The organism is Nitratireductor rhodophyticola (assembly GCF_019891355.1).
In the GTDB taxonomy this organism is placed as follows: domain Bacteria; phylum Pseudomonadota; class Alphaproteobacteria; order Rhizobiales; family Rhizobiaceae; genus Nitratireductor; species Nitratireductor rhodophyticola.
Window position 1 is genome coordinate 851,044 of the sequence record NZ_JAHSSF010000001.1, and the last position, 21,729, is coordinate 872,772.

At 62.3% G+C, this 21,729-nt stretch carries 26 protein-coding genes; 20 read left to right on the plus strand and 6 right to left on the minus strand.

The window, feature by feature from the left end; genetic code table 11:
• Positions 1-8: 8 nt before the first annotated feature.
• Positions 9-503: a flavin reductase gene (locus KUG85_RS03965; RefSeq protein ID WP_065817768.1), complete on the minus strand. Its 495-nt coding sequence runs from the start codon at positions 501-503 to the stop codon at positions 9-11.
• 254 nt (positions 504-757) lie between these two features.
• Here KUG85_RS03965 and KUG85_RS03970 point away from each other — a divergent pair, with 254 nt between their 5' ends.
• The 5 genes from KUG85_RS03970 to purB all read left to right on the plus strand — a co-directional run bounded on the left by KUG85_RS03970 (position 758) and on the right by purB (position 5,491).
• Positions 758-1,816, plus strand: coding sequence for a branched-chain amino acid ABC transporter substrate-binding protein (locus KUG85_RS03970; protein WP_223004206.1), 1,059 nt, complete (start codon positions 758-760; stop codon positions 1,814-1,816).
• Positions 1,816-2,829: a P1 family peptidase gene (locus KUG85_RS03975; protein ID WP_223004207.1), complete on the plus strand. Its 1,014-nt coding sequence runs from the start codon at positions 1,816-1,818 to the stop codon at positions 2,827-2,829. The genes KUG85_RS03970 and KUG85_RS03975 overlap by 1 nt, the downstream gene beginning before the upstream one ends.
• Before the next feature lie 31 nt (positions 2,830-2,860).
• Entirely contained in the window at positions 2,861-3,586 is a 726-nt protein-coding gene (locus KUG85_RS03980; RefSeq protein WP_223004208.1) for a DUF2259 domain-containing protein, read from the plus strand.
• A 38-nt stretch (positions 3,587-3,624) separates the two neighbouring features.
• Entirely contained in the window at positions 3,625-4,122 is a 498-nt protein-coding gene (locus KUG85_RS03985; protein ID WP_223004209.1) for a hypothetical protein, read from the plus strand.
• Between the two features lie 61 nt (positions 4,123-4,183).
• Positions 4,184-5,491: an adenylosuccinate lyase gene (gene purB / locus KUG85_RS03990; RefSeq protein ID WP_223004498.1), complete on the plus strand. Its 1,308-nt coding sequence runs from the start codon at positions 4,184-4,186 to the stop codon at positions 5,489-5,491.
• Between the two features lie 354 nt (positions 5,492-5,845).
• On the opposite strand, the gene KUG85_RS03995 is transcribed toward purB, so the two are convergent.
• On the minus strand, positions 5,846-6,655 hold the full coding sequence (locus KUG85_RS03995; protein WP_223004210.1) for a VOC family protein: 810 nt from the start codon (positions 6,653-6,655) through the stop codon (positions 5,846-5,848).
• A gap of 221 nt (positions 6,656-6,876) precedes the next feature.
• Between KUG85_RS03995 and KUG85_RS04000 the strand changes: the two genes are divergently transcribed.
• Positions 6,877-7,425, plus strand: a complete 549-nt coding sequence (locus KUG85_RS04000) for an RBBP9/YdeN family alpha/beta hydrolase (protein WP_065817771.1) — start codon at positions 6,877-6,879, stop codon at positions 7,423-7,425.
• 39 nt (positions 7,426-7,464) lie between these two features.
• Here the strand turns inward: KUG85_RS04000 and KUG85_RS04005 are convergent, their stop codons facing one another.
• Positions 7,465-8,247: an HpcH/HpaI aldolase family protein gene (locus KUG85_RS04005; RefSeq protein WP_255606243.1), complete on the minus strand. Its 783-nt coding sequence runs from the start codon at positions 8,245-8,247 to the stop codon at positions 7,465-7,467.
• Between the two features lie 4 nt (positions 8,248-8,251).
• Positions 8,252-8,575: a DUF1476 domain-containing protein gene (locus tag KUG85_RS04010; RefSeq protein WP_065817612.1), complete on the minus strand. Its 324-nt coding sequence runs from the start codon at positions 8,573-8,575 to the stop codon at positions 8,252-8,254.
• 271 nt (positions 8,576-8,846) lie between these two features.
• Here KUG85_RS04010 and purC point away from each other — a divergent pair, with 271 nt between their 5' ends.
• The 6 genes from purC (at position 8,847) to KUG85_RS04040 (ending at position 12,086) form a co-directional block, all read left to right on the plus strand.
• Positions 8,847-9,635, plus strand: coding sequence for a phosphoribosylaminoimidazolesuccinocarboxamide synthase (purC, locus tag KUG85_RS04015; protein ID WP_065817613.1), 789 nt, complete (start codon positions 8,847-8,849; stop codon positions 9,633-9,635).
• A gap of 30 nt (positions 9,636-9,665) precedes the next feature.
• Positions 9,666-9,908, plus strand: a complete 243-nt coding sequence (purS, locus tag KUG85_RS04020) for a phosphoribosylformylglycinamidine synthase subunit PurS (RefSeq protein ID WP_065817614.1) — start codon at positions 9,666-9,668, stop codon at positions 9,906-9,908.
• 21 nt (positions 9,909-9,929) lie between these two features.
• Positions 9,930-10,205 (plus strand): hypothetical protein, encoded by a 276-nt coding sequence (locus tag KUG85_RS04025; protein WP_223004212.1) that lies wholly within the window; start codon positions 9,930-9,932, stop codon positions 10,203-10,205.
• Positions 10,202-10,870, plus strand: a complete 669-nt coding sequence (gene purQ / locus KUG85_RS04030; RefSeq protein ID WP_223004213.1) for a phosphoribosylformylglycinamidine synthase subunit PurQ — start codon at positions 10,202-10,204, stop codon at positions 10,868-10,870. The genes KUG85_RS04025 and purQ overlap by 4 nt, the downstream gene beginning before the upstream one ends.
• A 29-nt stretch (positions 10,871-10,899) precedes the next feature.
• Complete coding sequence (locus KUG85_RS04035) at positions 10,900-11,310, plus strand: hypothetical protein (protein ID WP_255606244.1); 411 nt, start codon at positions 10,900-10,902, stop codon at positions 11,308-11,310.
• Between the two features lie 116 nt (positions 11,311-11,426).
• Entirely contained in the window at positions 11,427-12,086 is a 660-nt protein-coding gene (locus tag KUG85_RS04040; RefSeq protein ID WP_223004215.1) for a Pr6Pr family membrane protein, read from the plus strand.
• 84 nt (positions 12,087-12,170) lie between these two features.
• On the opposite strand, the gene KUG85_RS04045 is transcribed toward KUG85_RS04040, so the two are convergent.
• Complete coding sequence (locus KUG85_RS04045) at positions 12,171-12,398, minus strand: DUF1127 domain-containing protein (RefSeq protein WP_223004216.1); 228 nt, start codon at positions 12,396-12,398, stop codon at positions 12,171-12,173.
• A gap of 82 nt (positions 12,399-12,480) precedes the next feature.
• Here KUG85_RS04045 and KUG85_RS04050 point away from each other — a divergent pair, with 82 nt between their 5' ends.
• From KUG85_RS04050 to KUG85_RS04070, 5 genes are all read left to right on the plus strand, one after another.
• Positions 12,481-13,893 (plus strand): aminotransferase-like domain-containing protein, encoded by a 1,413-nt coding sequence (locus KUG85_RS04050; RefSeq protein ID WP_223004217.1) that lies wholly within the window; start codon positions 12,481-12,483, stop codon positions 13,891-13,893.
• Positions 13,894-13,991: 98 nt separating this feature from the next.
• Positions 13,992-16,187 (plus strand): phosphoribosylformylglycinamidine synthase subunit PurL, encoded by a 2,196-nt coding sequence (gene purL / locus KUG85_RS04055; protein ID WP_223004218.1) that lies wholly within the window; start codon positions 13,992-13,994, stop codon positions 16,185-16,187.
• A 120-nt stretch (positions 16,188-16,307) separates the two neighbouring features.
• A complete protein-coding gene (locus KUG85_RS04060; RefSeq protein ID WP_025031168.1) occupies positions 16,308-16,541 on the plus strand; it encodes a BolA family protein in 234 nt (77 codons plus the stop codon).
• 111 nt (positions 16,542-16,652) lie between these two features.
• On the plus strand, positions 16,653-16,988 hold the full coding sequence (grxD, locus tag KUG85_RS04065; RefSeq protein WP_007009784.1) for a Grx4 family monothiol glutaredoxin: 336 nt from the start codon (positions 16,653-16,655) through the stop codon (positions 16,986-16,988).
• Positions 16,989-17,258: 270 nt separating this feature from the next.
• Positions 17,259-18,503: a multidrug effflux MFS transporter gene (locus KUG85_RS04070; RefSeq protein ID WP_083213077.1), complete on the plus strand. Its 1,245-nt coding sequence runs from the start codon at positions 17,259-17,261 to the stop codon at positions 18,501-18,503.
• Here KUG85_RS04070 and ttcA read toward each other — a convergent pair.
• A complete protein-coding gene (gene ttcA, locus KUG85_RS04075; RefSeq protein ID WP_223004219.1) occupies positions 18,487-19,365 on the minus strand; it encodes a tRNA 2-thiocytidine(32) synthetase TtcA in 879 nt (292 codons plus the stop codon). The two genes, KUG85_RS04070 and ttcA, sit on opposite strands and share 17 nt — an antisense overlap.
• A 126-nt stretch (positions 19,366-19,491) precedes the next feature.
• On the opposite strand from ttcA, the gene KUG85_RS04080 reads away from it, so the two are divergent.
• Genes KUG85_RS04080 through KUG85_RS04090 form a run of 3 tightly spaced genes read left to right on the plus strand, consistent with a single transcriptional unit; the run spans position 19,492 to position 21,684 of the window.
• Positions 19,492-20,484 carry a glycosyltransferase family 2 protein gene (locus tag KUG85_RS04080; protein WP_223004220.1) on the plus strand — a complete coding sequence of 331 codons (993 nt, stop codon included), beginning with the start codon at positions 19,492-19,494 and terminating at the stop codon, positions 20,482-20,484.
• Positions 20,477-21,286 carry a ChbG/HpnK family deacetylase gene (locus KUG85_RS04085; RefSeq protein WP_223004221.1) on the plus strand — a complete coding sequence of 270 codons (810 nt, stop codon included), beginning with the start codon at positions 20,477-20,479 and terminating at the stop codon, positions 21,284-21,286. Before KUG85_RS04080 ends, KUG85_RS04085 begins: the two co-directional genes overlap by 8 nt.
• Positions 21,283-21,684, plus strand: coding sequence for a GtrA family protein (locus KUG85_RS04090; RefSeq protein ID WP_223004222.1), 402 nt, complete (start codon positions 21,283-21,285; stop codon positions 21,682-21,684). Before KUG85_RS04085 ends, KUG85_RS04090 begins: the two co-directional genes overlap by 4 nt.
• Positions 21,685-21,729 lie beyond the last annotated feature (45 nt).

The following is a 21,729-nucleotide window of genomic DNA, read 5'->3' on the forward strand; positions in this document are numbered from 1 at the left end:
ACTTGCGGCTACAATACCCGGTAGCCCCGCTCATGGTAGAGGAGCGGGCTGGATTTGTCGCCGATGCTGAGACCGGCAACACGGCCGAAATAAACCCGGTGCGTGCCCAGTTCCACCGTCTGCACCACGTGGCAGTCAAAAACCGCCAGCGCGTCCGACAGCGTCGGTGCGCCTGTGGCGATCGTCTCCCACCGCGCCTGCGCGAAGCGTTCCTCGGGCGAAAGCCCGGTCAGCCCTGAAAACGCGTTGGAAAGGTCCTGGTGGTCCGCTGCCAGCGTGTTGAGCGCAAAAACGCCGTTCTCCACAAAGCAGTCATTGCTCGGGTTTTCGCGGTTGAGACACACAAGCACCGTGGGTGGGTTGTCCGAAACCGAACAGGCCGCAATGGCCGTCACACCGCGTTTGCCCGCCGGTCCATCCGTGGTGACGACATGAACGGCACCGGCAAAACGGGCCATGGCATCGCGGTAGTGGCGCGGTTCGATCTCGTTGGTCTTCAGCACGGTCAACTCTTTTCAACTCTTGTGTGCGATATAGGTTGGGTGGGCAGGCTTACCAAGGAGCATCAGGGACCGACAGTCCAAAAACGGAAAAAGGGCTGCGCCAGCCACAGCCCTTCAAAACAGGTTCACATTACCCGAAGTGCCATATGACACGGTTATTTACCAGTTCCGCATCTTTACGGTTAAGTTCGGATGCGGTCGGGCTGATTCTCGTGTTACTGCGCAACCGTCAAACGGGTGATTGATCTCCAGCTATGCGTTGCTTCGCCTTTTTCATTTTGAGCAGCCTTGCGGCCTTCAGCCCTCCTGCGGCCCATGCGCAGGCTCCTGTTGTCGGCCTCGCCGCTCCGCTGACCGACAGTTTTGCCCTGCTCGGCCAGCAGATGCGCGATGGCGCGCGTCTGGCTGCACAAGCGAGTGGCGCGCAGATTGTCGAAGCAGACACACAGTGCAGCACCGAGGGCGGTGAAGCAGCCGCCCGCGCGCTCATCGAGCAGAAGGTGCCGGTCGTGGTGGGCTTTTTGTGCACGGACGCCATCGAAGCAGCCCTGCCGCTTTTTGCCGAAGCCGGCATTCCTGTGATCACGCCCGGTGTGCGCACCGCAACCCTTACCGACCAGCGGGAGCGCACGGGCTGGCCCATCTTCCGCACCGCCCCGCGCGCCGATGCCGAACGCGATGCCGTTGCCGACATCCTGCTTCCCCGCTGGCGGGAAAACTTCTTTGCCATTGTGGACGACGGTACGATCTACGGACGCGAGCTGGCGGAAAATCTGCGCGCTACGGCCGAATTGCAGGAACTGAAACCGGTTTTCGTGGACACGTTCCGTCCCCAGCTCGACAATCAGATCGGTCTGGCCGGTCGGCTGAAGCGTTCCGGCGCCACGCATGTGTTCGTCGGTGGAGACCGCAGCGACATTGCCATTCTGTCACGCGATGCGGGCGGCATGGACTATGATCTCGTCATCGCCGGCGGCGAAGCGCTGCGTGCCGAGGAAAGCGCGATCCCGCTTGCGGAAGGCACGCTGATGGTCGGCCTGCCGCGCTGGGCCGATATTGCAACGGATTCCGCCGGGAAAGCGCTCGAGGAGGCTGGAATCGTTCCCGACGGCTACGTCCTACCCGCCTTCGCGGCGACCGAGCTTGCCATTGCCGCGCTCCGCACCGGGTCAGGCCCGGTGACCGATGCACTCGAATCCGGCACGTTCCAGACAGCGCTCGGCCCCTATTCCTTCGATCGGAAGGGTGACCTCGAGCAGCCCCTCTATCGCCTGTTCCGCTTCGACGGACAGACATTTCAGGAGGTTGAGTGATGTGGCGGACCGGTTCCCGCAACCTGATCACCGACGTCGCGGGTCTCACCGTCGGCAACCACACCGACGGAAGCGTGAAATCAGGCGTCACCGCGGTGCTGTGCGAAACGCCGGCAACCGCCGGCGTCCAGGTTCTCGGCGGGGCGCCCGGCACCCGCGAGACCGATGCGCTCGAGCCGCATAATCTGGTTGACGGCGTGGACGCGATCACGCTGTCCGGCGGCTCGGCCTTCGGCATCGATGCGGCAGCCGGCGTGCAGGCAGCGCTGCGCGAGATGGGCCGGGGGTTTGAGATCCTGGGTTTTCGCGTGCCCATCGTGCCCGGCGCCATCCTGTTCGACCTGCCCAATGGCGGCGACAAGGACTGGGGTCGCTTTTCCCCCTATCGGGATTTCGGCTTTTCCGCCGCCATGGCCGCATCGCAGGATTTCGAGATCGGCACGGCAGGTGCCGGCACAGGCGCCACCACCGCCACGTTCAAGGGCGGGCTCGGCTCGGCCTCAACGGTTCTTGAAAACGGCATCACGGTCGGTGCACTGGTTGCTGTCAACGCCGTGGGTTCCGTCACCATCGGCAACACACCGCATTTCTGGGCCGCTCCCTTCGAGATCGGCGACGAGTTCGGCGGCCTTGGCCTGCCGCATCCCCTTCCGGCGAATGCTTCGAACGTCACCACCAAAATGCGCACCGCAGCGCGCGGCAACACCACCATCGCCGTGATCGCCACCGATGCAAGGCTTGATAAAGCCGCCGCAAAACGGCTCGCCATCGCCGCCCATGACGGGTTCGCGCGCGCCATCTGGCCGGCCCACACGCCTGTCGACGGCGATCTTGTCTTCGCGCTCTCGACGGGCCGCAGCGAAGCCGTGCTCGATCTGGAAGGCGTGATCGACCTCAATGCGGCCGCGGCCGCAACCATGGCGCGGGCCATTGCCAGAGGTGTTTTTGCCGCGACACCGGCCGAACGTGATCTATTTCCCACTTGGGCGAAACAGTCTGTCGTAGGGCGTTAAGACCAGAATTCAGGCCGAAAGGAATTTCAGCATGAAACACCTTCCCGCAATCGTCTGCACCGCAGCATTTCTTGCCGCCTCCGCCACGGCTCATGCAGGCGACACCGCCTCCGTCGAGATCCTCGGCTTTTCAGCCGACGGAGCAACGTTCGCGTTTGAGGAGTACGGCGTGCAGGACGGATCCGGCTTCGCTTACGCCAACCGCTACTATATCGACACCGCCAATGACAGTTTCCTGCCCGGCACGCCGATCCGCGTGACCGTCGAGCAAGATGGCGCCAGCGTTTCCGATGCACGCGCCCAGGCAAAAACGCAGGCCCAGTCCGTCATCTCCGACACGGTGCTCGCCGACAATCGCGGCTTTACCGCCGGCTGGAACGCCGTCACGGAACAATCCGCCGATCCCTTCCGCATGGCCGTCAATCCGCGCCCGGTCTTTCCCGCCATCGACAGTTCTCTCGAATTCCGCCTGACGGAGCTTCCCATGCCCGATGGCGCCGAATGCTACGGTTTCGGCGAACCGGCCGGCTTCCGCCTGACACGCATTGCCACGGAACCAAGGGCCGAAACCGCGCTGGTGCATGAGGACAGCACGATCCCGCAGAGCCGCGGCTGCCCTCTCGGCTACGGCATCAGCGGCATCCAGACCTTCCATCCCGAAGGCGGCGCACCGGTCTTTGCGGTCATGATCGCGGTTCGCAAAGTGGGCTTTGAGGGCCCCGACCACCGCTTCATTGCCGTTACCGGCCGGCTCTAGCGGCTGATGTCCGGGGGCGGCAAAAGCATCGGGTTTCCATGAGACAGCGTCTTGCCACCCTCCGGCAGGCGCTGCCGCCACCTGCGCTGGCGTTGAAAGGCGCGTTTCTCTGGGGCGCGGCAATGGGCTTCAACGCGCTCGGTTTCCTCTGGATGCGCGGCTGGCAGTCGATGCCGCATATGGTCGCCCTGACATCCATCTTTGCGCTTGGCGCGGCCCTCGCCTTTCCCATCGGCCACACGCTGCAGGCGCTCGTCGCGCGCAATGCCCGACCCGAATCCCGTTTCGCCGCCGCGTTTCTGTGCTTTGCGCTTGCCACGATCTGCGTCACGGCCGCCCTCTATGCGCTGCAATACCGCGCCTACTACGCCCAGTGGCATGGCGCGCTCCTCTCGCCTTCATGGGTGATCCATTTCATCTTCACCACAGCCGGAGCGGTCTATCAGTTTGCCGTGATCGGGCTCCGGTTCTATTTTCCCTGGGGATTGGCCGCACTTTTCGCCCTCTCCTGCATCTATGCCGCCAGGCCGCGTTGAGGAAAACGCCAAGCTCTGCTAGTCAGGCGCCGACCCCACTTTCATGGAAGGCAAGGCACGCATGATCCCGCGCTATTCGCGGCCGGAAATGGCTGCAATCTGGTCGCCAGAAACCAAGTTCCGCATCTGGTTTGAAATCGAGGCGCATGCCGCAGACGCGATGGCCGAGCTCGGCATCGTGCCGAAGGAAGCCGCAAAGACCATCTGGGACAAGGCCGGCAGCGCCACGTTCGATATCGACCGCATCGACGAGATCGAGCGCGAGACGAAGCACGACGTCATCGCCTTCCTGACGCATCTGGCAGAGATCGTCGGACCCGAGGCCCGCTTCGTCCACCAGGGCATGACCTCCTCCGACGTGCTCGACACCTGCCTCAGCGTCCAGCTCGTGCGCGCCACCGACATCCTGCTCGACGATCTCGACAAATTGCTCGCCGCCCTCAAGAAGCGCGCCTTCGAGCACAAGGACACCGTCACCATCGGCCGCAGCCACGGCATCCATGCAGAGCCGACCACATTCGGTGTCAAGCTCGCCCAGGCCTATGCCGAGTTCGAGCGCTGCCGTACCCGCCTCGTCAATGCGCGCGAAGAAATCGCCACCTGCGCCATTTCCGGCGCCGTCGGCACCTTCGCCAACATCGATCCGAGCGTCGAGGCGCATGTGGCCAAGAAGATGGGCCTCAAGCCGGAGCCCGTCTCCACCCAGGTCATCCCGCGCGACCGCCACGCCATGTATTTCGCCACGCTCGCCGTGATTGCCTCCTCCATCGAGCGGCTCTCGGTCGAGGTGCGTCACCTGCAGCGCACCGAGGTTCTGGAAGCCGAAGAGTATTTCTCGCCGGGCCAGAAAGGCTCGTCGGCCATGCCGCACAAGCGCAACCCGGTCCTGTCGGAAAACCTGACCGGTCTTGCCCGCATGGTCCGCGCCTATGCGACGCCCGCCATGGAAAACGTGGCGCTCTGGCACGAGCGCGACATCTCGCACTCTTCCGTCGAGCGCATGATCGGCCCGGATGCGACCGTCACGCTCGACTTCGCGCTCGCCCGTCTGACCGGCATGATGGAAAAGCTGGTGGTCTATCCCGAGACGATGGACAAGAATCTCAACAAGTTCCGTGGCCTCGTCCATTCGCAGCGTGTGCTTCTGGCGCTCACCCAGGCAGGTGTGTCGCGCGAAGACGCCTATCGGCTGGTGCAGCGCAATGCCATGAAAGTCTGGGAAGAAGGTGCAGACTTCCTTGAGGAACTTCTGGGCGACAAGGATGTGCGTGCGGCTCTCTCGGAAGACGAGATCCGCGAAAAATTCGATCTCGGCTACCACACCAAGCATGTGGACACGATCTTCGAGCGCGTTTTCGGCGAAAGCTGATCTTAACGCCCTGAAACGTGAAAACGCCGGCACATCACCCGATGCGCCGGCGTTTTTCTTTGTCTGGCTGGAGCAATTCCAGGAAAGCTGGAAACGCTCCAGGCGGATGACGGCTTCCTTCTCCCCGCGAGCGGGGAGAAGGTCCCGGCAGGGGGATGAGGGGCCGACGCCGCGCATGAAAATTTTGCCGTATTGTGGGTTCGCAGAACTTCGCGCCCGCCCCTCATCCTCACCTTCTCCCCGCAAGCGGGGAGAAGGGGGCCTCGAAGTCGGCGTCTGAAGCAGTTCCGGGAAAAGCGGGAACCGGTTCTCCGCGTTTCAGCGAAAACGGAAATGCTCTAAAACCGTGCCGCGTCAGTTTGACGGTGCGACCCGCACGACCGTGCCCCACGGGTCGGCGAATTCCTTCTCCGCCGCCGCATTCCTGCTCTTCAGTTCAAGCCAGGAAAGACCCGTGCGGTTCGGGTTGCGTTTGCCCGCCCCGGCGCTGCGCCAGCTGTTCGCGCCGATATGGTGGTGATAACCGCCCGTCGCCAGAAACACCGCCTGCGATCCATAGCGTGTCATCGTGTCGAAGCCCTGCGCCTCATGCCACCAGGCTTCCGCCGTCGCCGGGTCGCCGACGCGCAGATGCACATGGCCGATCACCGTGTTGTCCGGCGCGCCCTGCCAGCCCGCATCGCCATCGGGCACCGTGGAAAGCAGGCTGCCGAAATCGAGACGCTCGGTCGCCATGGCGATCCCGTCTGCCGTTTTCGTCCAGCTTTCGGGCGCACGGTCGGCATAGACCTCGATGCCGTTTCCTTCCGGGTCGGAAAGATAAAGCGCTTCGCTCACCAGATGGTCGGACGCGCCCTCAAGGCGCATGTTGCGGTCGCGGGCAAAGAGCGACCAGCGCGCCAGATCGGCCCGCTCCGGCAACAGGAACGCCGTGTGAAAGAGCCCGGCCTCACGCGGATCGTCCGGCTCCGCCGACCGGTCCTCGGCAATCTCCAGAAGGGTGCGGCCACCGACACCCAGCGCAATCGCGCCATTGTCGCCGTCCATCTCCTGAAGGCCCAGAATGTCTGAATAGAAAGCCGCCAGTTTCTGCGCGTCGCGCGCTTTCAGGCCGACACGGCCAATGCTGACCGGCGTGGTTGCGGCAAAGGGAAACCCACTCATCGCTTTATCTCCTGCGAAGCGGCAGCCGGCCTCTCTGGCGGGCGGCCTCATGTCCCCCTGAAACTGGCGTGCCATCCCCCTCTGCGCAAGCGTCCTCCCGGCGAACACGCTGTTCACCAAATAAAGCACAATTTTCAAAAACCGTTCGAAAAGCTTGCAATTCGCATCACAAACCGCACCAGCGCTTGCATGCCTCCGACACGATGGCTACATGGCCGGCCATGAAAGCTTCAGACGCCGACATCCTCATCATCCCCGGCTACACCAATTCCGGGCCCGATCACTGGCAGACACGCTGGCAGTCTCGCCTGTCCACCGCACGGCGTGTCGAACAGGAAGCCTGGTCGAAGCCGGTCCGCGAGGACTGGGTCGCCAATGTGGTGACGGCCGTCAACGAAGCGGAAAAGCCCGTCGTTCTGGTCGCCCATTCGCTCGGCGTCGCCACCGCCGTTCAAGCCATCCCCGAATTCAGGAAGCCGGTTGCGGGCGCATTCTTCGTCGCCCCGCCCGACGTTGCCAACAGCAGGATCCGGCCAAAACACCTGATGACATTCGGCCCCTATCCGCGCGATCCGCTGCCGTTTCCGTCGATCACAATCGCCAGCCGCAACGACCATTTCTGCGCATTTGACGTCGCGGAAGACATTGCCGCCGCCTGGGGCTCGCTATTTCTGGACGCGGGCGAATCCGGCCACATCAACGCCGAATCCGGCTTCGGCCCCTGGCCCGAAGGTTCCATGACCTTCGCCAAGTTCATCCAGCAGCTCTGACTTCTCTTAGGGTCAGGACCTGTTAATATGGCCCTGCCCCTAACTCTGGATGGAGTCCCGCGCAGCCTGCAGCATGGCGGGTGCGCCCTGTGCCATATAAGCTGCTTCCGACCCCATGGCGAACAGCCTGTACCCCATCGCATAGAAGCGACCGACCAGCCGTGGATCGACCACGTAGATCGCCGCATGTTTGCCGATCGCCCGCGCCTTTTCCGCAATCGTTGCAATCGCCGGCATCATGTCTTCGAGAGCCGGATCGACCGTCCTGCCGTTTGACCAGGCGATGGAGAAGTCCGACGGGCCGACCAGCACACCGTCGATGCCTTCCACTTCAAGAATGTCGTCAAGTGCCGTGAGCGCCTGCCGTGTCTCGATCATGGCGAAGGCGACCGTTCCGGCATTGGCTGTCTCGAGCCAGGTCTGCCCGTCAGTCGTTCCCGCGCGCGGCATGGCGAAGCTCGGCCCCCAGGATCGCAGCCCGACGGGCGGATATTTCATCGCGGACGCGAAGGCGCGGGCATCCTCCAGCGAGTTCACCATCGGGGCGATCACGGCTTCCGCGCCCATGTCGAGCGCCCGGCTTGCCATGTCGAAACGCCCGACAGGGATACGCACCAGCGGGTGCCTGCCGTTCAAACGGATGCCGCCAATACCGCGCAGGACGCTGTCTTCGTGATGCCCGCCATGCTGCATGTCGAGCGTGACGGCGCCGAAATCCAGTCCGGCAACGAGCTCGACTGTCTGCGAATCGGGGATGGAAGACCAGGCGGAGAAGACGCTCTCCCCCGCTTTGAGACGTGCGGCCAGCGACGGGATCGACAAGGACCTACTCGCCGTTCTTGATCTGCTCGAGCGCGGTGGCGAGCAGTTCATCCATGGTGCGGCGGATCTGGTGATCCGACTGCTGGATACCGGCTGCATCGAAATCCTTGCGCACCTTGCGGAACACGTCCTCGTCGCCGGCTTCCTCGAAATCCGAGTTCATCACTTCACGGGCATAGGCGTCAGCATCGTCACCGCTCTTGCCGAGCTTCTCAGCGGCCCACAGGCCCAGAAGCCTGTTTCGGCGTGCCATGGCCTTGAATTTCTGGGTCTCGTCGTGAACGAATTTGTTCTCAAACGCGTCTTCACGGTCTTTCATGTTGGCCATCTAGCAAATCCTCCGGCTCGGGCATCGCCTGGCGATGCGGAAACAACTGTTTGGCAAGCAAAAACCAGAAGCCCCGCTCCGGGTCAATACGCTCGTTTGGCGCATCCGCGCTTTGCCAGCAGGGCACAAACACGTTGGCGATGACAAATGGCAATTGTGGTATGAGTGGGTTTGCGCTAGAGACCGCGTGAAACGATGCATCTATGAAACTGCCGCATTGCGGAACTTCCGCGCGAAGTTTCCCTGTCTAGGCAACGGACCAGGAAAAGCCATGAACCGTCGTCGCCGCATTTATGAGGGCAAGGCCAAGATTCTTTATGAAGGCCCGGAGCCCGGCACCTTGATCCAGTTCTTCAAGGACGACGCCACAGCCTTCAACAAGAAGAAGCACGAGATTGTCGATGGCAAGGGCGTGCTCAACAACCGGATCTCGGAATACATTTTCGAGCATCTGAACCGAATCGGCATCCCGACCCACTTCATTCGCCGGCTCAACATGCGTGAGCAGCTGATCAAGGAAGTGGAGATCATTCCGCTCGAGATCGTCGTGCGCAATGTTGCGGCCGGCTCGCTCGCCAAGCGGTTGGGCATCGAGGAAGGCACCGTGCTGCCCCGCTCGATCATCGAGTTCTACTACAAGGCCGATGCGCTGGACGACCCGATGGTCTCCGAAGAGCACATCACGGCCTTCGGTTGGGCAAGCCCCCAGGAGATCGACGACATGATGGCGCTCGCCATCCGCGTCAACGACTTCCTGACCGGCCTCTTCCTTGGCGTCGGCATCCAGCTCGTCGACTTCAAGATGGAGTGCGGTCGCCTTTGGGAAAACGACATGATGCGCGTCATCGTAGCGGATGAGATTTCGCCCGATTCCTGCCGCCTGTGGGACACCACCACGCAGGACAAGATGGACAAGGACCGTTTCCGCCGCGATATGGGCGGGCTGGTCGAAGCCTATCAGGAAGTCGCGCGCCGTCTCGGCATCATGAACGAGAACGAACCGCCGCGCGGCAATGGCCCGGTCCTCGTATCCTCCAAAGACAACAAGACGCGCCACTAGGCCGTTTCAGGACATGCAGGGAGCAGCAAAGTGATCAAGGCCCGCGTCACCGTGACGTTGAAGAACGGCGTTCTGGACCCACAGGGAAAAGCCATCGAAGGCGCGCTCGATGCACTCGGCTTTTCCGGTGTCGGCTCCGTGCGTCAGGGCAAGGTTTTCGATCTGGAGATTGAGGGCGCTGACAGGGCCAAGGCCGAGAGCGACCTCAATGCCATGTGCGAAAAGCTTCTGGCGAACACTGTGATTGAGGACTACACTGTCTCCGTTACCTAAGGTTGCATAGGGAGACACACCATGGCGGAGGCGACGAACGAGTTCATGTACGAACTGCTCAAGAAGATGCAGGAGCGGTTTGACAAGATCGATTTCGCCTTGAGCGACATAAAGGCCGAGGTGAACAATCTGAGGGGCAGCATGGTCGCAATGCATGGCGACATCCATAATATCTATGGCACGCTCGCGCGTCAGGATCAGCGCCTCGACCGCATAGAACGCCGCCTCGAACTCCGTGAAATGGCCGAAGGCCCGCAAAAACCCTACGATCCCAGCCCAAGCGATCAGACCCCATGAAATCAGCCATTATCCAGCTTCCCGGCCTCAATCGCGACCGCGACATGATCGCCGCGCTCACCCGGATTTCCGGCAAGGCGCCAGTGACGGTCTGGCAGACGGAGACCGAACTGCCCGATGTCGACCTTGTGGTCATTCCCGGCGGCTTTTCCTATGGCGACTATTTGCGCTGTGGCGCCATCGCCGCGCGCATGCCGGTCATGCAGGCCGTGGCCGAGAAGGCCCGCCAGGGCGTGCTCATCATGGGTGTGTGCAACGGCTTTCAGGTTCTCGTCGAAATGGGGCTCCTGCCCGGTGCGCTGATGCGCAACGCCTCGCTGAAATTCGTGTGCCGCGAGGTGAAGCTTGAAGTCACCAACGCCAACACCGCCTTCACGCGCGGCTATCAGCCCGGTCAGATTATCCGTTGCCCGGTCGCCCATCATGACGGAAACTATTTTGCGGACGCCGAGACGCTGAAGCGTATCGAGGGTGAAGGTCAGGTCGCCTTCCGGTATGCCGAAGGCACAAACCCCAATGGCTCGGTCAACGACATTGCCGGCATCGTCAGCGACAGCGGCAATGTGCTTGGCATGATGCCGCATCCCGAAAACCTGATCGAAGCCGCCCATGGCGGCGATGACGGCCGCGCGCTGTTTGCCGGCATTCTTGGAAAGGCCGCCTGATGGGGCGCGCCGGTCCTTCCGGTCCGAACGTGCAATACCTTCTTCGCTGCGCCGCCGGCGCAGCGCTGATGTCGGTCCTGTTTCTGCTCTCCGCCTGCCAGACGGAACCGATGGGCGGCGTTCTCAACCTTCAGGTCGAGGCTCCGAGCCCCGTCGCGGCCCTTCAGAAAATCAACAGCAATGGCGCGAAATGCTGGATGCGCTCGGGTGACCGGCGTTTCCGCGATCTTCACATGATCCCCGAGCTCGACACGCGCGTCGGGCGGCCGCGGCTTCTGATCATGCGCAGCAAGAGGCAGCAGGGCCTGCCGCTCCTCGTCATCGAAGCCTCCGGCTCACCAACGACAATATCGACCTATGGTCCGCTGGCTTCGACGCACGCCGGGGCACAGATCAACGCCGACATCATGCGCTGGTCCGGCGGCGAGGCGAACTGCTGAAGCAGAACACGGGCGAAAATGGCGTAAAATGCGATTTCAATCGCTTTAAGCCTAAACTTTAAATTTAGATTCTCGAACTATTGCAAGCGCTCGGAACATTTCCCGGGGGAAACCGCATGGCAAAAATCCTGAATGTCGCCGGCCTTGTCGTCGGACTGTCCGCCCTTGTCGTGCAGTTTGCCCTGACGATACCCGCTTCCATGGAAGCAGGGCGCAGCCTTGCCGGTTCCGTCATCCACTATTTTTCGTATTTCACGATTCTCACGAACATTCTGGTGGTTCTTGTCCACTTGGCTGCGCTGTTGGGTGCACCACGCTTCTTCACGCAGGCCTGGGTGCGTGCCGGCGTCGCCGTATCGATCCTTCTGGTGACCATCGTCTACTGGCAGCTTTTGTCTGCGCTCTGGCAGCCGGAGGGCCTGTTCCTCCTCTGCGATATCGCGCTTCATTACATCGCACCGGTGATTTACCTGGTCTGGTGGCTCACGGCCGGCACGGATGGCAGCCTTTCCTGGCGCCACCTGCCGCTGTGGCTCGCCTATCCGCTGATCTATGTTGCCTATGTTCAGGTCCGCGCACCGATTGCGGGCGAGGTTCCCTATTATTTTCTGGACGCCCGCCTGAACGGGTGGCCGAGCGTTCTCGTCTATCTCGCCGCCATGTTGCTGACCTTTGCATTCCTCGGCCGCCTCGCCATGCTGGCAGACCGCATCATTGCCGGCGGAAAGCCCGCCCGAAAGGGCGATGCCATCGCGCCGACCAGAACAGCGTCCTGAAGCCCCGAGGCGGTCTTAACGCCCGGAATTGCACTGAAGCAGAGACGCTGAACCGTTCATCGTTTCACGGAAACGGTGAAGCTTCTAGTCCCAGAACGGGCGGAGCCCTTCCCGGCGCGCCTCGTCGCGCGAGATACCGACATCGCGCAATTGCTCGTCCGTAAGCTGCAGCAGCGCCAGCCTGCTGCGTCGCTTGCCGAGCCAGTTCTCCACCCGTTCCAGAACAGACCGCAGTACGAAGCCGGAAGCCCTTCGCCCCAATGGCGGCGCAGACGGCCTGCGCCCATTATCGATTGTCTTGATTGCACCCATTGCATCACTCCTTTTTTCTTGAATGGAGCGATTGAACCTATGCATTGACTCAAAAAACGGCGCAATATAGATAATTGTCACCATGACAAATTGGCTTCCGAACCTTCAGCGGGGCGCTGGCCCCCTCTATGTGCGCCTCGCCGACCAGATCGAGCGCGACATCGAGAACGGCACGCTCCCGCCCGGCACAAAGCTCCCGCCGCAGCGCAACCTCGCCTATGATGTCGGCGTCACGATCGGCACCGTCAGCCGCGCCTATGCGCTTGTGCGCCAGCGCGGTCTTGTGTCGGGCGAGGTCGGCCGCGGCACCTATGTTCTCGAGCGCATCCGTTCTTCCCGGTCCGCCGGGGCGAACGGCGAGCCATTCGGTGGCACCCGCGCCTCGGTGCCGGAGCCCGGCAAGACCCGCATGGATTCCACTGCAGCGCCCAATGTCGGCCAGGCCGACGCCCTGACGCGGATCACCGAGAGGATCGCCCGCGATCATCCGGCCGACATTGCAAGCTATACGCGCTCCCTGCCCGCGCGCTGGCTCGATGCCGGCAGCCAGTGGCTCGCGCGCGGCGACTGGACCCCGCATCCCGACAGCATCGTTCCCACGCTTGGCGGCCATGCCGGCATTCTGGCAACCATCGCCGCCATGACCGTGCCGGGCGACCGCATCGCCTTCGAGGAATTCACCTATTCGCACATTGCCCGCAGCGCCACGGTGATCGGCCGCCGCCTGCTTTCGGTCGCCATCGACGAGGAGGGCATGGTGCCGGAGGATTTTGAACGGGTCTGCGCCCAGCAGCATCCCCGCATGGTGTTTCTGGTTCCCTCGCTCCACAATCCGACGCTCGCCATCATGCCGGAGACACGCCGGCGCGCCATTGTCGAGATCGCCAGAGTGCACAATGTCTGGCTGATCGAGGACAACATCTACGGCGCCCTCCTCGACAGCACTCCGCCACTCTTCGCCACTCTGGCGCCCGAGCGCACCTTCCATGTGGGCAGCCTGTCCAAATCCGTTGCGGCCGGCGTTCGCGGCGGATGGGTCGCCACACCCCCGCCCTATGCCTCGCGTGTGCTCACCGCCCACAAGATGATCACGGGCGGCATCCCCTTCCTGCTTGCCGAGCTCGCCGCCCAGCTTGTGCTGTCGGGGGAAGCCTTCGACATTCACGACCGTGTGCGTGCGGAGATCGGCGCGCGTCAGGCGATCGCCGCATCCCTCTTCGCCGGCAGGGATTTCACGTCGCATCCCAACGCGCCGTTCCTGTGGCTGAAACTGCCTGAACCCTGGCTGTCGAGCACGTTTAAGCAGGCGGCCATGGAAGAAGGTGTGCTGATCGACGATGAGGACGAGTTCAAGGTCGGCCGTGCCGGCGCCACGCTCCACCGCGCCCGCATCGCCTTCACCGTGCCCGAGAGCCACGACAGCGTGACGCGCGGACTGACGACGCTCAGGAGCCTTCTCGACAACCCGATCAGCGGATTTGACAATTACGGTTGATGAAAACCGGCATTGGGAAGTGGATTATCGGGCCGCAATACTGTAACGCAGCCTCGAGACAACCGTTGCAACCCCTTCGCAGGGACCATGCCGACCACATGACCATTCCCAATCGCATCCCCATCACCGAAGACCTCATCGCCGCCCACGGCCTGAAGCCCGACGAGTATCAGCGCATCCTCGACCTCATCGGCCGCGAGCCGAGCTTCACGGAGCTTGGCATTTTCTCGGCCATGTGGAACGAGCACTGTTCCTACAAGAGCTCGAAGAAATGGCTGCGCACACTTCCCACAAAGGGGCCGCAGGTCATTCAGGGTCCTGGCGAGAACGCCGGCGTGGTCGACATCGGGGACGGGCAATGCGTGGTCTTCAAGATGGAGAGCCACAACCACCCCTCCTACATCGAGCCCTATCAGGGCGCGGCCACCGGCGTCGGTGGCATTCTGCGCGACGTGTTCACCATGGGTGCGCGCCCCGTTGCGGCCATGAACGCGCTGCGCTTCGGCGCACCCGACCACCCGAAGACAAAGCATCTTGTGGCCGGTGTCGTTTCCGGCATTGGCGGCTACGGCAATTCGTTTGGCGTTCCCACCGTCGGCGGCGAGGTCAATTTCGACGCCCGCTACAATGGCAACATTCTGGTCAATGCCTTTGCAGCCGGCATCGCCGAGACCAACGCCATCTTCTACTCCAAGGCCGAAGGCGTTGGCCTGCCCGTCGTCTATCTCGGCGCCAAGACCGGCCGCGACGGCGTCGGCGGGGCGACCATGGCCTCTGCCGAGTTCGACGAAGGCATCGACGAGAAGCGCCCCACCGTTCAGGTCGGCGATCCGTTCACCGAAAAATGCCTGCTCGAAGCCTGTCTGGAACTGATGGCCACCGGCGCCGTCATCGCCATTCAGGACATGGGCGCTGCCGGCCTCACCTGCTCTGCGGTCGAAATGGGCGCCAAGGGCGATCTCGGCATCGAGCTCGATCTCGACTGCGTGCCCGTGCGCGAAGAGCGCATGAGCGCCTATGAGATGATGCTGTCGGAAAGCCAGGAGCGCATGCTCATGGTGCTGCGCCCTGAAAAGCGCGACGAGGCCGAGGCCATCTTCCGCAAATGGGGGCTCGATTTCGCCATTGTCGGCAAAACCACCGACGATCTGCGCTTCCGCATCCTGCATCAGGGCGAGGAAGTGGCAAATCTTCCCATCAAGGAGCTCGGTGACGAGGCCCCCGAATATGACCGCCCTTGGGTCGAGCCGAAGCCGCAGGCACCGCTCGCTGGCCCGGTGCCGGAATCCGATATTGCCGAAAGCCTTCTGAAGCTTCTCAATTCGCCCGACCTCTCCTCCCGCCGCTGGGTTTGGGAGCAGTATGACACGCTCATTCAGGGCAATTCGCTTCACCTTCCAGGAGGTGACGCCGGCGTGGTGCGCGTCGACGGACAGGAGAAAAAGGCCCTCGCCTTTTCCTCTGACGTCACGCCGCGCTATTGCGAGGCCGATCCCTATGAAGGCGGCAAGCAGGCCGTGGCCGAATGCTGGCGCAACATCACCGCCACCGGCGCCGAGCCGCTCGCTTCCACCGACAATCTCAATTTCGGCAATCCGGAGAAGCCCGAAATCATGGGCCAACTCGTCCACGCCATTAAAGGCATCGGCGAGGCCTGCACCGCGCTCGGTTTCCCCATCGTGTCGGGCAATGTGTCCCTCTACAACGAGACGCTTGGCGAGGCGATCCCGCCCACGCCCACCATTGCCGGCGTCGGCCTGATCCCGGACTGGCAGCAGGCATCCCGCGCCGCCTTTGCCGCTGCGGGTGAATCCATTGTCCTGATCGGCGCACCGGAAGGCTGGGGCACCCATCTCGGGCAGTCCGTCTATCTGCGCGACATTCATGGCCGCGCCGAGGGCCCGCCCCCACCGGTCGATCTCGCCCACGAGAAGCGCGCCGGCGATCTGGTGCGCGGCCTGATCCGTTCAGGTGCATTGACCGCCACCCATGACTGCTCGGATGGCGGTCTTGCCGTCGCACTTGCGGAAATGGCGATTGCCTCTGGCATCGGCGCCACCATCGATGCCCCCGAAGACGCCATCCCGGCCTTCTTCGGTGAGGATCAGGGGCGTTATGTCGTGACCACGGCAAATGCCGATGCCGTTCTTTCAAAAGCCGAAGCAGCCGGCATATCCGCCGTCGTGATCGGCGCAACCGGCGGTGATGTGCTCGCACTGGGCGGATCGACGCCTGTCGCGGTCACGGCCCTGAAAGAGGCACACGAAGCGTGGTTCCCGAACTTCATGGACTGACCCGGCATCTTCCCCGGCTCCCACAGAATGGAGCCGGGGCGCTTTGCGCCACCAATTGACCTTGCCCCCCGGAATCGCCATATCTCAGGGGAACGGACTGTTTTGGAGAATCGCCACCCCATGGCTATGAACGCTGCCGATATCGAACGCCTCATCAAGGAAGGTATCCCCGACGCCCAGGTCACGATCCGCGACCTGGCCGGTGACGGGGACCATTATGCGGCGGAGGTCGTGGCGGAAAGCTTCCGGGGCAAGTCCCGCGTTCAGCAGCACCAGATGGTCTACAATGCCCTGAAGGGCAATATGGGCGGAGCGCTCCATGCACTCGCCCTTCAGACCAGCGCTCCGGATTGAGTGGACCCAAAAGTTTTTATCGGGTGGCGTTGCACCTCAATGGATGGTGCAATACATAACGGTTAACGAGTGAAACGCCGGGCCTTTACCCCGGTCAGATGAGGATTTGCGATGACCGGCATCAACGAATTCATCGATAACGAAGTCAAAAGCAGCGACGTTGTTCTTTTCATGAAGGGCACGCCCGGTTTTCCGCAGTGTGGCTTCTCCGGGCAGGTGGTCCAGATTCTCGACTATCTCAATGTCGAATATAAAGGCGTCAACGTTCTGACCTCGGACGAACTGCGCCAGGGCATCAAGGATTACTCCAACTGGCCCACCATCCCGCAGCTTTACGTAAAGGGCGAGTTCGTGGGCGGATGCGACATCATCCGGGAAATGTTCCAGGCCGGCGAACTGCAGGCCTTCCTCAATGAAAAGGGCGTGGCTGCCAAAGGCGCCGCCTGATTTAACACCGGAATAGCGCCCGCCCGCCGGGCGCCTCCTTTTTTCAAGATGCGTTGGCACCCGCCAGCGCATTTTTTCGCGTCGCTGACATGTTCGAACATCTCTGCCGGCGTTCATTGCGGTTCAGGGCTGGATTTCCGCCGCCTGTAGCACTTCCAGGAGAAGTGAAATCGCTCTTGTGAGGCTGACGCCTTGCACCTGCCGTGCCGCCGTGGAACTGCGTCGGCACCGGCGTTTGTTGCGCATGCCTGATGTTCGTTGGAGAGAGATATGGACAAGCCTGTTTCGGATGAAGCCTTACAACCGCAGAAAACGCTGGGTCGTGCGGAATTCATCGCGCTTGCGGCCGCGCTCATGTCGCTCAACGCGCTTGCCATCGACATCATGCTGCCGGCATTGCAGCAGATTGGCGCTGAACTCGGCGTGGATGACGAGAACGCGCGGCAATACATCGTCACCGCCTATCTGGCCGGCCTTGGCGGCGGGCAGCTCATCTTCGGCCCGATTTCAGACCGTTTCGGCCGCCGCGCACCGCTTTTCGTCGGCCTCGCACTCTATGTTTCCGCAGCGCTGATCGCAGCCATATCTCCCAGTTTTGCCGTCATTCTGGCGTTGCGCTTCCTGCAGGGAATCGGCGCGGCGACGACGCGGGTCATTGCCGTTTCGGCGATCCGCGACGTTTTTGGCGGACGCCAGATGGCCGAGGTTCTTTCCATGGTCATGATGGTCTTCATGGTCATACCGGTCATTGCCCCCAGCATCGGCCAGCTCATCATGATCTTCGGCGACTGGTCGGAAATCTTCATTGCCATGGCGGTGCTCGCCATCGTCTTCGGCACCTGGGCTGCGATCCGCCTGCCCGAAACCCTCGCACCCGAAAACCGGCGAGAGCTGACCTTTTCCTCGGTGACTCGGGGGTTCGGCTATGTGCTCACGAACCGCATCGCGCTCTGCTATACGCTGGCAACCACCAGCATTTTCGGTTCGCTGTTCGGCTTCATCAGCTCCGCGCAGCAGATCTACACCGACACGTTCGATCTGGCGGACTGGTTTCCGATCCTCTTCGCAATCGGTGCCGGCCTGATGGCGATCTCCTCATTCACCAATTCGCGCCTGGTCGGCCGTATCGGCATGCGCCGCCTCTCCCACACGGCCCTTGTGGGCTTCACCGCAGTCAGCCTGCTCTGGCTGGTTCTGGCCTCTATCGGCTACATGCCATTTGCCCTGTTTTTCGTGCTGTTCTCGGTCGCCATGTTCCAGTTCGGCTGGGTCGGCGCAAACTTCAATTCCATCGCCATGGAGCCGCTGGGCCATGTGGCAGGCACGGCGGCTGCGACACAGGGCTTTCTTACCACGCTGGGCGGCGGGTTGATCGGCGCCTTTGTCGGTCAGATGTTCGATGGTTCAACGGTCCCGCTGGCCGCCGGTTATTTCATCACCGGGTCAATCGCCATCGTTCTCGTCCTGATCGGCGAGCGCGGACGCATGTTCCACGCCGTCAATCCGCCCGTGTGAGGCCCGCGAAATCGAAAAGCCTGCGGTCGAGAAGATGAGACGGGCGCGCATTTGTCAGCGCCCGGATCATCGTGTCCTTGCGGCCGGGCATACGGGTTTCGATGTCCGTCAGCATCGCCTTCATGGCATTGCGCTGCAGGCCATCCTGACTGCCGCAGAGATCGCAGGGAATGATCGGGAATTTCATCGCCTCGGCAAACTTCGCCAGATCCGGCTCCGCGCAATAGCTGAGCGGGCGCAGCACCATCACGTCCCCCTCGTCATTCAGAAGCTTGGGCGGCATTGCCGCAAGCCGCCCGCCGTGAAACAGGTTCATGAAGAAGGTTTCCAGAATGTCCTCGCGGTGATGCCCCAGCACCAGCGAGGAGCACCCCTCCTCCCGCGCGATGCGGTAGAGATGTCCGCGTCTTAAGCGTGAGCAGAGCGAGCAGTAAGTGCTCGATTCGGGCAGTTTCTCCGTCACCACCGAGTAGGTATCCTGATACTCGATGCGGTGCGCAATGCCGATGCTGTCGAGATAGTCAGGCAGAATGTGCTTTGGAAAATTCGGCTGCCCCTGATCCAGATTGCAGGCCAGAATTTCCACAGGCAGAAGCCCGCGCCACTGAAGCTCCATCAGCACCGCCAGGAGCCCGTAGGAATCCTTGCCGCCGGAAAGCGCAACCAGCCAGCGCTCGCCGGGCTTCACCATGGCAAAGTCCTCGATTGCCTGCCGCGCCTGGCGCAGAAGGCGCTTGCGCAGTTTGTTGAACTCGACCGAGGAAGGCATTCCCTTCATGAAGGGGGGCGTGTCTTCGGCAGCGTCCGCCCCCGCTTCCGCGACATCGATCGGTTCTTTCGGTTGCGCCAAGGTGCTATGCATGGGCACGCCTCTGTCGGTACATGTGATTTCGCGCCTTCCTATCAGAAGCCTTGCAGCAAGGCGACTTAACGAATAGGCATTTTCAACTTTCAGCGGGCATAACACGGTTCGAAGGAGATTGCGCGCGTGGCCAAACGGCTCGACATTCTGGTTCCCTTTCTCAACGAAAGGGAAAGCGTTGCCGGGTTCAGTGCCCTGGCGGGCGACCTTGCCGCGCAGGTCAGGGAGCGGTTCGATCTCGACACGCGGTTCATCTTCATTGATGACGGCAGCACGGATGAAGGCGGTGCGCTTTATGGCGAGCACATGGCGGGCAACTGGTCGCTGATCACGCTTGCGCGCAATTTCGGCAAGGAAACGGCCATCCTCGCCGGTCTCGACCATTCCGAAGGCGACTATGTGCTCCTCATGGATGCAGACCTTCAGCACACGGTGGACGTCGCGCTCGACATGATCGGCCGCATCATCGCCGATCCCGATCTCGACATGGTCTATGCCGTGCGCTCAGACCGCGCCGAAAGCCGCACGCTCGGGCGCTATCTCGCCAACGGGTTTTACTGGCTGATCAATATGGGACAGCGTTACGAAATTCCGGCCAATGCCGGCGATTTCCGCGTCATGACCGGCCGCTTTGCCACGGCACTGCGCCAGTTGCGCGACCAGCGCCGCTTCAACAAGGGCCTTTATGCCTGGACCGGGTTCAAGCAGGAGCGCATCCTCTACAAGCCTGCAGAGCGGCAGGGTGGCGAAAGCAAATGGTCGCGGCGGCGGCTGATTGCCTTCTCGCTGGAAGGCTTCACCTCCTTCTCCGTCGTGCCGCTGCGCATGGTGTCGCTTTTCGGCACCGGGGTTGCGATGCTTGGCTTTCTCTACGGAATCAAGATTCTGCTGGAAGTGCTCTTCACCGGCGTCGCCGTGCCCGGCTATCCGAGCCTGATCGTCGCGGTGCTCGTTCTGGGCGGTCTCAACCTGGCCCTCACGGGCCTCGTCGGCGAATATGTCTGGTCGGCGCTCAGCGAGGCGAAGAACAGACCCAATTACATCGTCAAATCCATCACGGGCTCCGATGCCGCGCCCCGTGCGAAGCCGGGCAAGACGCGCAAGGCGGCCCATGGCTGATCCCGGCGCGCGCTCGATCTGGCTGATTGCCGACGATTACGGCTTTTCTCCCGGCGTCAGCGAAACCATCCGCACGCTGCTTGAGGCCGGTCGCCTGAGCGGCACGGGCTGCATGACGCTGTTCGACGACTGGCGGGATCATGCGCGCGCCCTGGCGGCGACGGATGGCCGGTTCGTGATCGGCATGCACCTCACCCTCACGGACTTCGCCGCCCTTTCCACCGGCCGGACCATGCCGGACCTGAAGCGGCTGCTCACCGACCACGACGTCGAGGCAATCGGCATGGAAGCCAACGCACAGCTTGCCCGCTTCCGCGAATCCTTCGGTCGCGATCCCGACTTCATCGACGGCCACCAGCACGTTCATTTCCTGCCTCCCGTGCGGCAGTGGCTTGCAGGGCGTTTTGCCGATCTTCCGACCGCAAAACGCCCATGGCTGCGCGGTGCGCCGACTCTGCGGGCAGCGCCTGCTCTCGTAAAGGCAAAGGTCATCGTCGCCCGCCTGCTGGCCCGCGGCTTCGATGCCGAGATGCGCCGGCATGGCTTTGTCGTCGAGGGACCGCTCTGCGGCTTTTATGACTGGCGCCGGCCCGGCGCCTTTGCCCGGGCGCTCGATCTCTTCATTGACAGGGCGCCCGATGGCAGCGTCGTCATGTGCCATCCCGGAACGGTGGACGATGTTCTGCGCCGGCGTGACGTATTCACCGATGCCCGCAATGAGGAGCGCGACGCCCTTGCCTCGGAAGACTTTCCGCAGCGCCTTGAAAGCGCATCGCTTCGCCTGAAGCGAGCGGCGTCATGACCGAAGAGGGAAACCGCGGGCTTTCGACCAAACTCAGCCGCTTTGCAATTGTCGGCATCCTGAACACGGTGATCGACTTTGCCACCTTCAGCGCTCTTGTCGCGCTGTCATTTCCGGCACTGGTCGCCAATTTCCTCGGCTGGGCCGTCGCCGTGAGCTTTTCCTTCGCGGTCAATTCACGCTGGACATTCGAGCGCGGCGAACGTTTCAGCCTGCACAGGGCGTTTGCGAAATTCGCTGTCAGCGGCAGCATCATCTCGCTCGGATCCTCGACCCTCGCGGTCTATCTCCTGCCGCCGCTGACGGGCCTTTTCGCCGCCAAGCTCATCGGCATTCTCGTCGGCGCGATCCTCAATTTCTTCGCTGCCCGCTGGTCCATCGAAAACCGGGTAATTTGAAGCGGTTTTGGGCGAAACGAGAGGGTTTCGTCTCGAATTTCGTGA

Excerpts from the sequence above, each read along its gene's own strand:
- KUG85_RS03970 (WP_223004206.1), top strand. The coding sequence starts at position 758 with ATGCGTTGCTTCGCCTTTTTCATTTTGAGCAGCCTTGCGGCCTTCAGC.
- KUG85_RS03975 (WP_223004207.1), top strand. The coding sequence starts at position 1,816 with ATGTGGCGGACCGGTTCCCGCAACCTGATCACCGACGTCGCGGGTCTC.
- KUG85_RS03980 (WP_223004208.1), top strand. The coding sequence starts at position 2,861 with ATGAAACACCTTCCCGCAATCGTCTGCACCGCAGCATTTCTTGCCGCC.
- KUG85_RS03985 (WP_223004209.1), top strand. The coding sequence starts at position 3,625 with ATGAGACAGCGTCTTGCCACCCTCCGGCAGGCGCTGCCGCCACCTGCG.
- purB (WP_223004498.1), top strand. The coding sequence starts at position 4,184 with ATGATCCCGCGCTATTCGCGGCCGGAAATGGCTGCAATCTGGTCGCCA.
- KUG85_RS03995 (WP_223004210.1), bottom strand. The coding sequence starts at position 6,655 with ATGAGTGGGTTTCCCTTTGCCGCAACCACGCCGGTCAGCATTGGCCGT.
- KUG85_RS04000 (WP_065817771.1), top strand. The coding sequence starts at position 6,877 with ATGAAAGCTTCAGACGCCGACATCCTCATCATCCCCGGCTACACCAAT.
- KUG85_RS04010 (WP_065817612.1), bottom strand. The coding sequence starts at position 8,575 with ATGGCCAACATGAAAGACCGTGAAGACGCGTTTGAGAACAAATTCGTT.
- purC (WP_065817613.1), top strand. The coding sequence starts at position 8,847 with ATGAACCGTCGTCGCCGCATTTATGAGGGCAAGGCCAAGATTCTTTAT.
- KUG85_RS04025 (WP_223004212.1), top strand. The coding sequence starts at position 9,930 with ATGGCGGAGGCGACGAACGAGTTCATGTACGAACTGCTCAAGAAGATG.
- purQ (WP_223004213.1), top strand. The coding sequence starts at position 10,202 with ATGAAATCAGCCATTATCCAGCTTCCCGGCCTCAATCGCGACCGCGAC.
- KUG85_RS04040 (WP_223004215.1), top strand. The coding sequence starts at position 11,427 with ATGGCAAAAATCCTGAATGTCGCCGGCCTTGTCGTCGGACTGTCCGCC.
- KUG85_RS04045 (WP_223004216.1), bottom strand. The coding sequence starts at position 12,398 with ATGGGTGCAATCAAGACAATCGATAATGGGCGCAGGCCGTCTGCGCCG.
- KUG85_RS04050 (WP_223004217.1), top strand. The coding sequence starts at position 12,481 with ATGACAAATTGGCTTCCGAACCTTCAGCGGGGCGCTGGCCCCCTCTAT.
- purL (WP_223004218.1), top strand. The coding sequence starts at position 13,992 with ATGACCATTCCCAATCGCATCCCCATCACCGAAGACCTCATCGCCGCC.
- KUG85_RS04060 (WP_025031168.1), top strand. The coding sequence starts at position 16,308 with ATGGCTATGAACGCTGCCGATATCGAACGCCTCATCAAGGAAGGTATC.
- grxD (WP_007009784.1), top strand. The coding sequence starts at position 16,653 with ATGACCGGCATCAACGAATTCATCGATAACGAAGTCAAAAGCAGCGAC.
- KUG85_RS04070 (WP_083213077.1), top strand. The coding sequence starts at position 17,259 with ATGGACAAGCCTGTTTCGGATGAAGCCTTACAACCGCAGAAAACGCTG.
- ttcA (WP_223004219.1), bottom strand. The coding sequence starts at position 19,365 with ATGCATAGCACCTTGGCGCAACCGAAAGAACCGATCGATGTCGCGGAA.
- KUG85_RS04085 (WP_223004221.1), top strand. The coding sequence starts at position 20,477 with ATGGCTGATCCCGGCGCGCGCTCGATCTGGCTGATTGCCGACGATTAC.
- KUG85_RS04090 (WP_223004222.1), top strand. The coding sequence starts at position 21,283 with ATGACCGAAGAGGGAAACCGCGGGCTTTCGACCAAACTCAGCCGCTTT.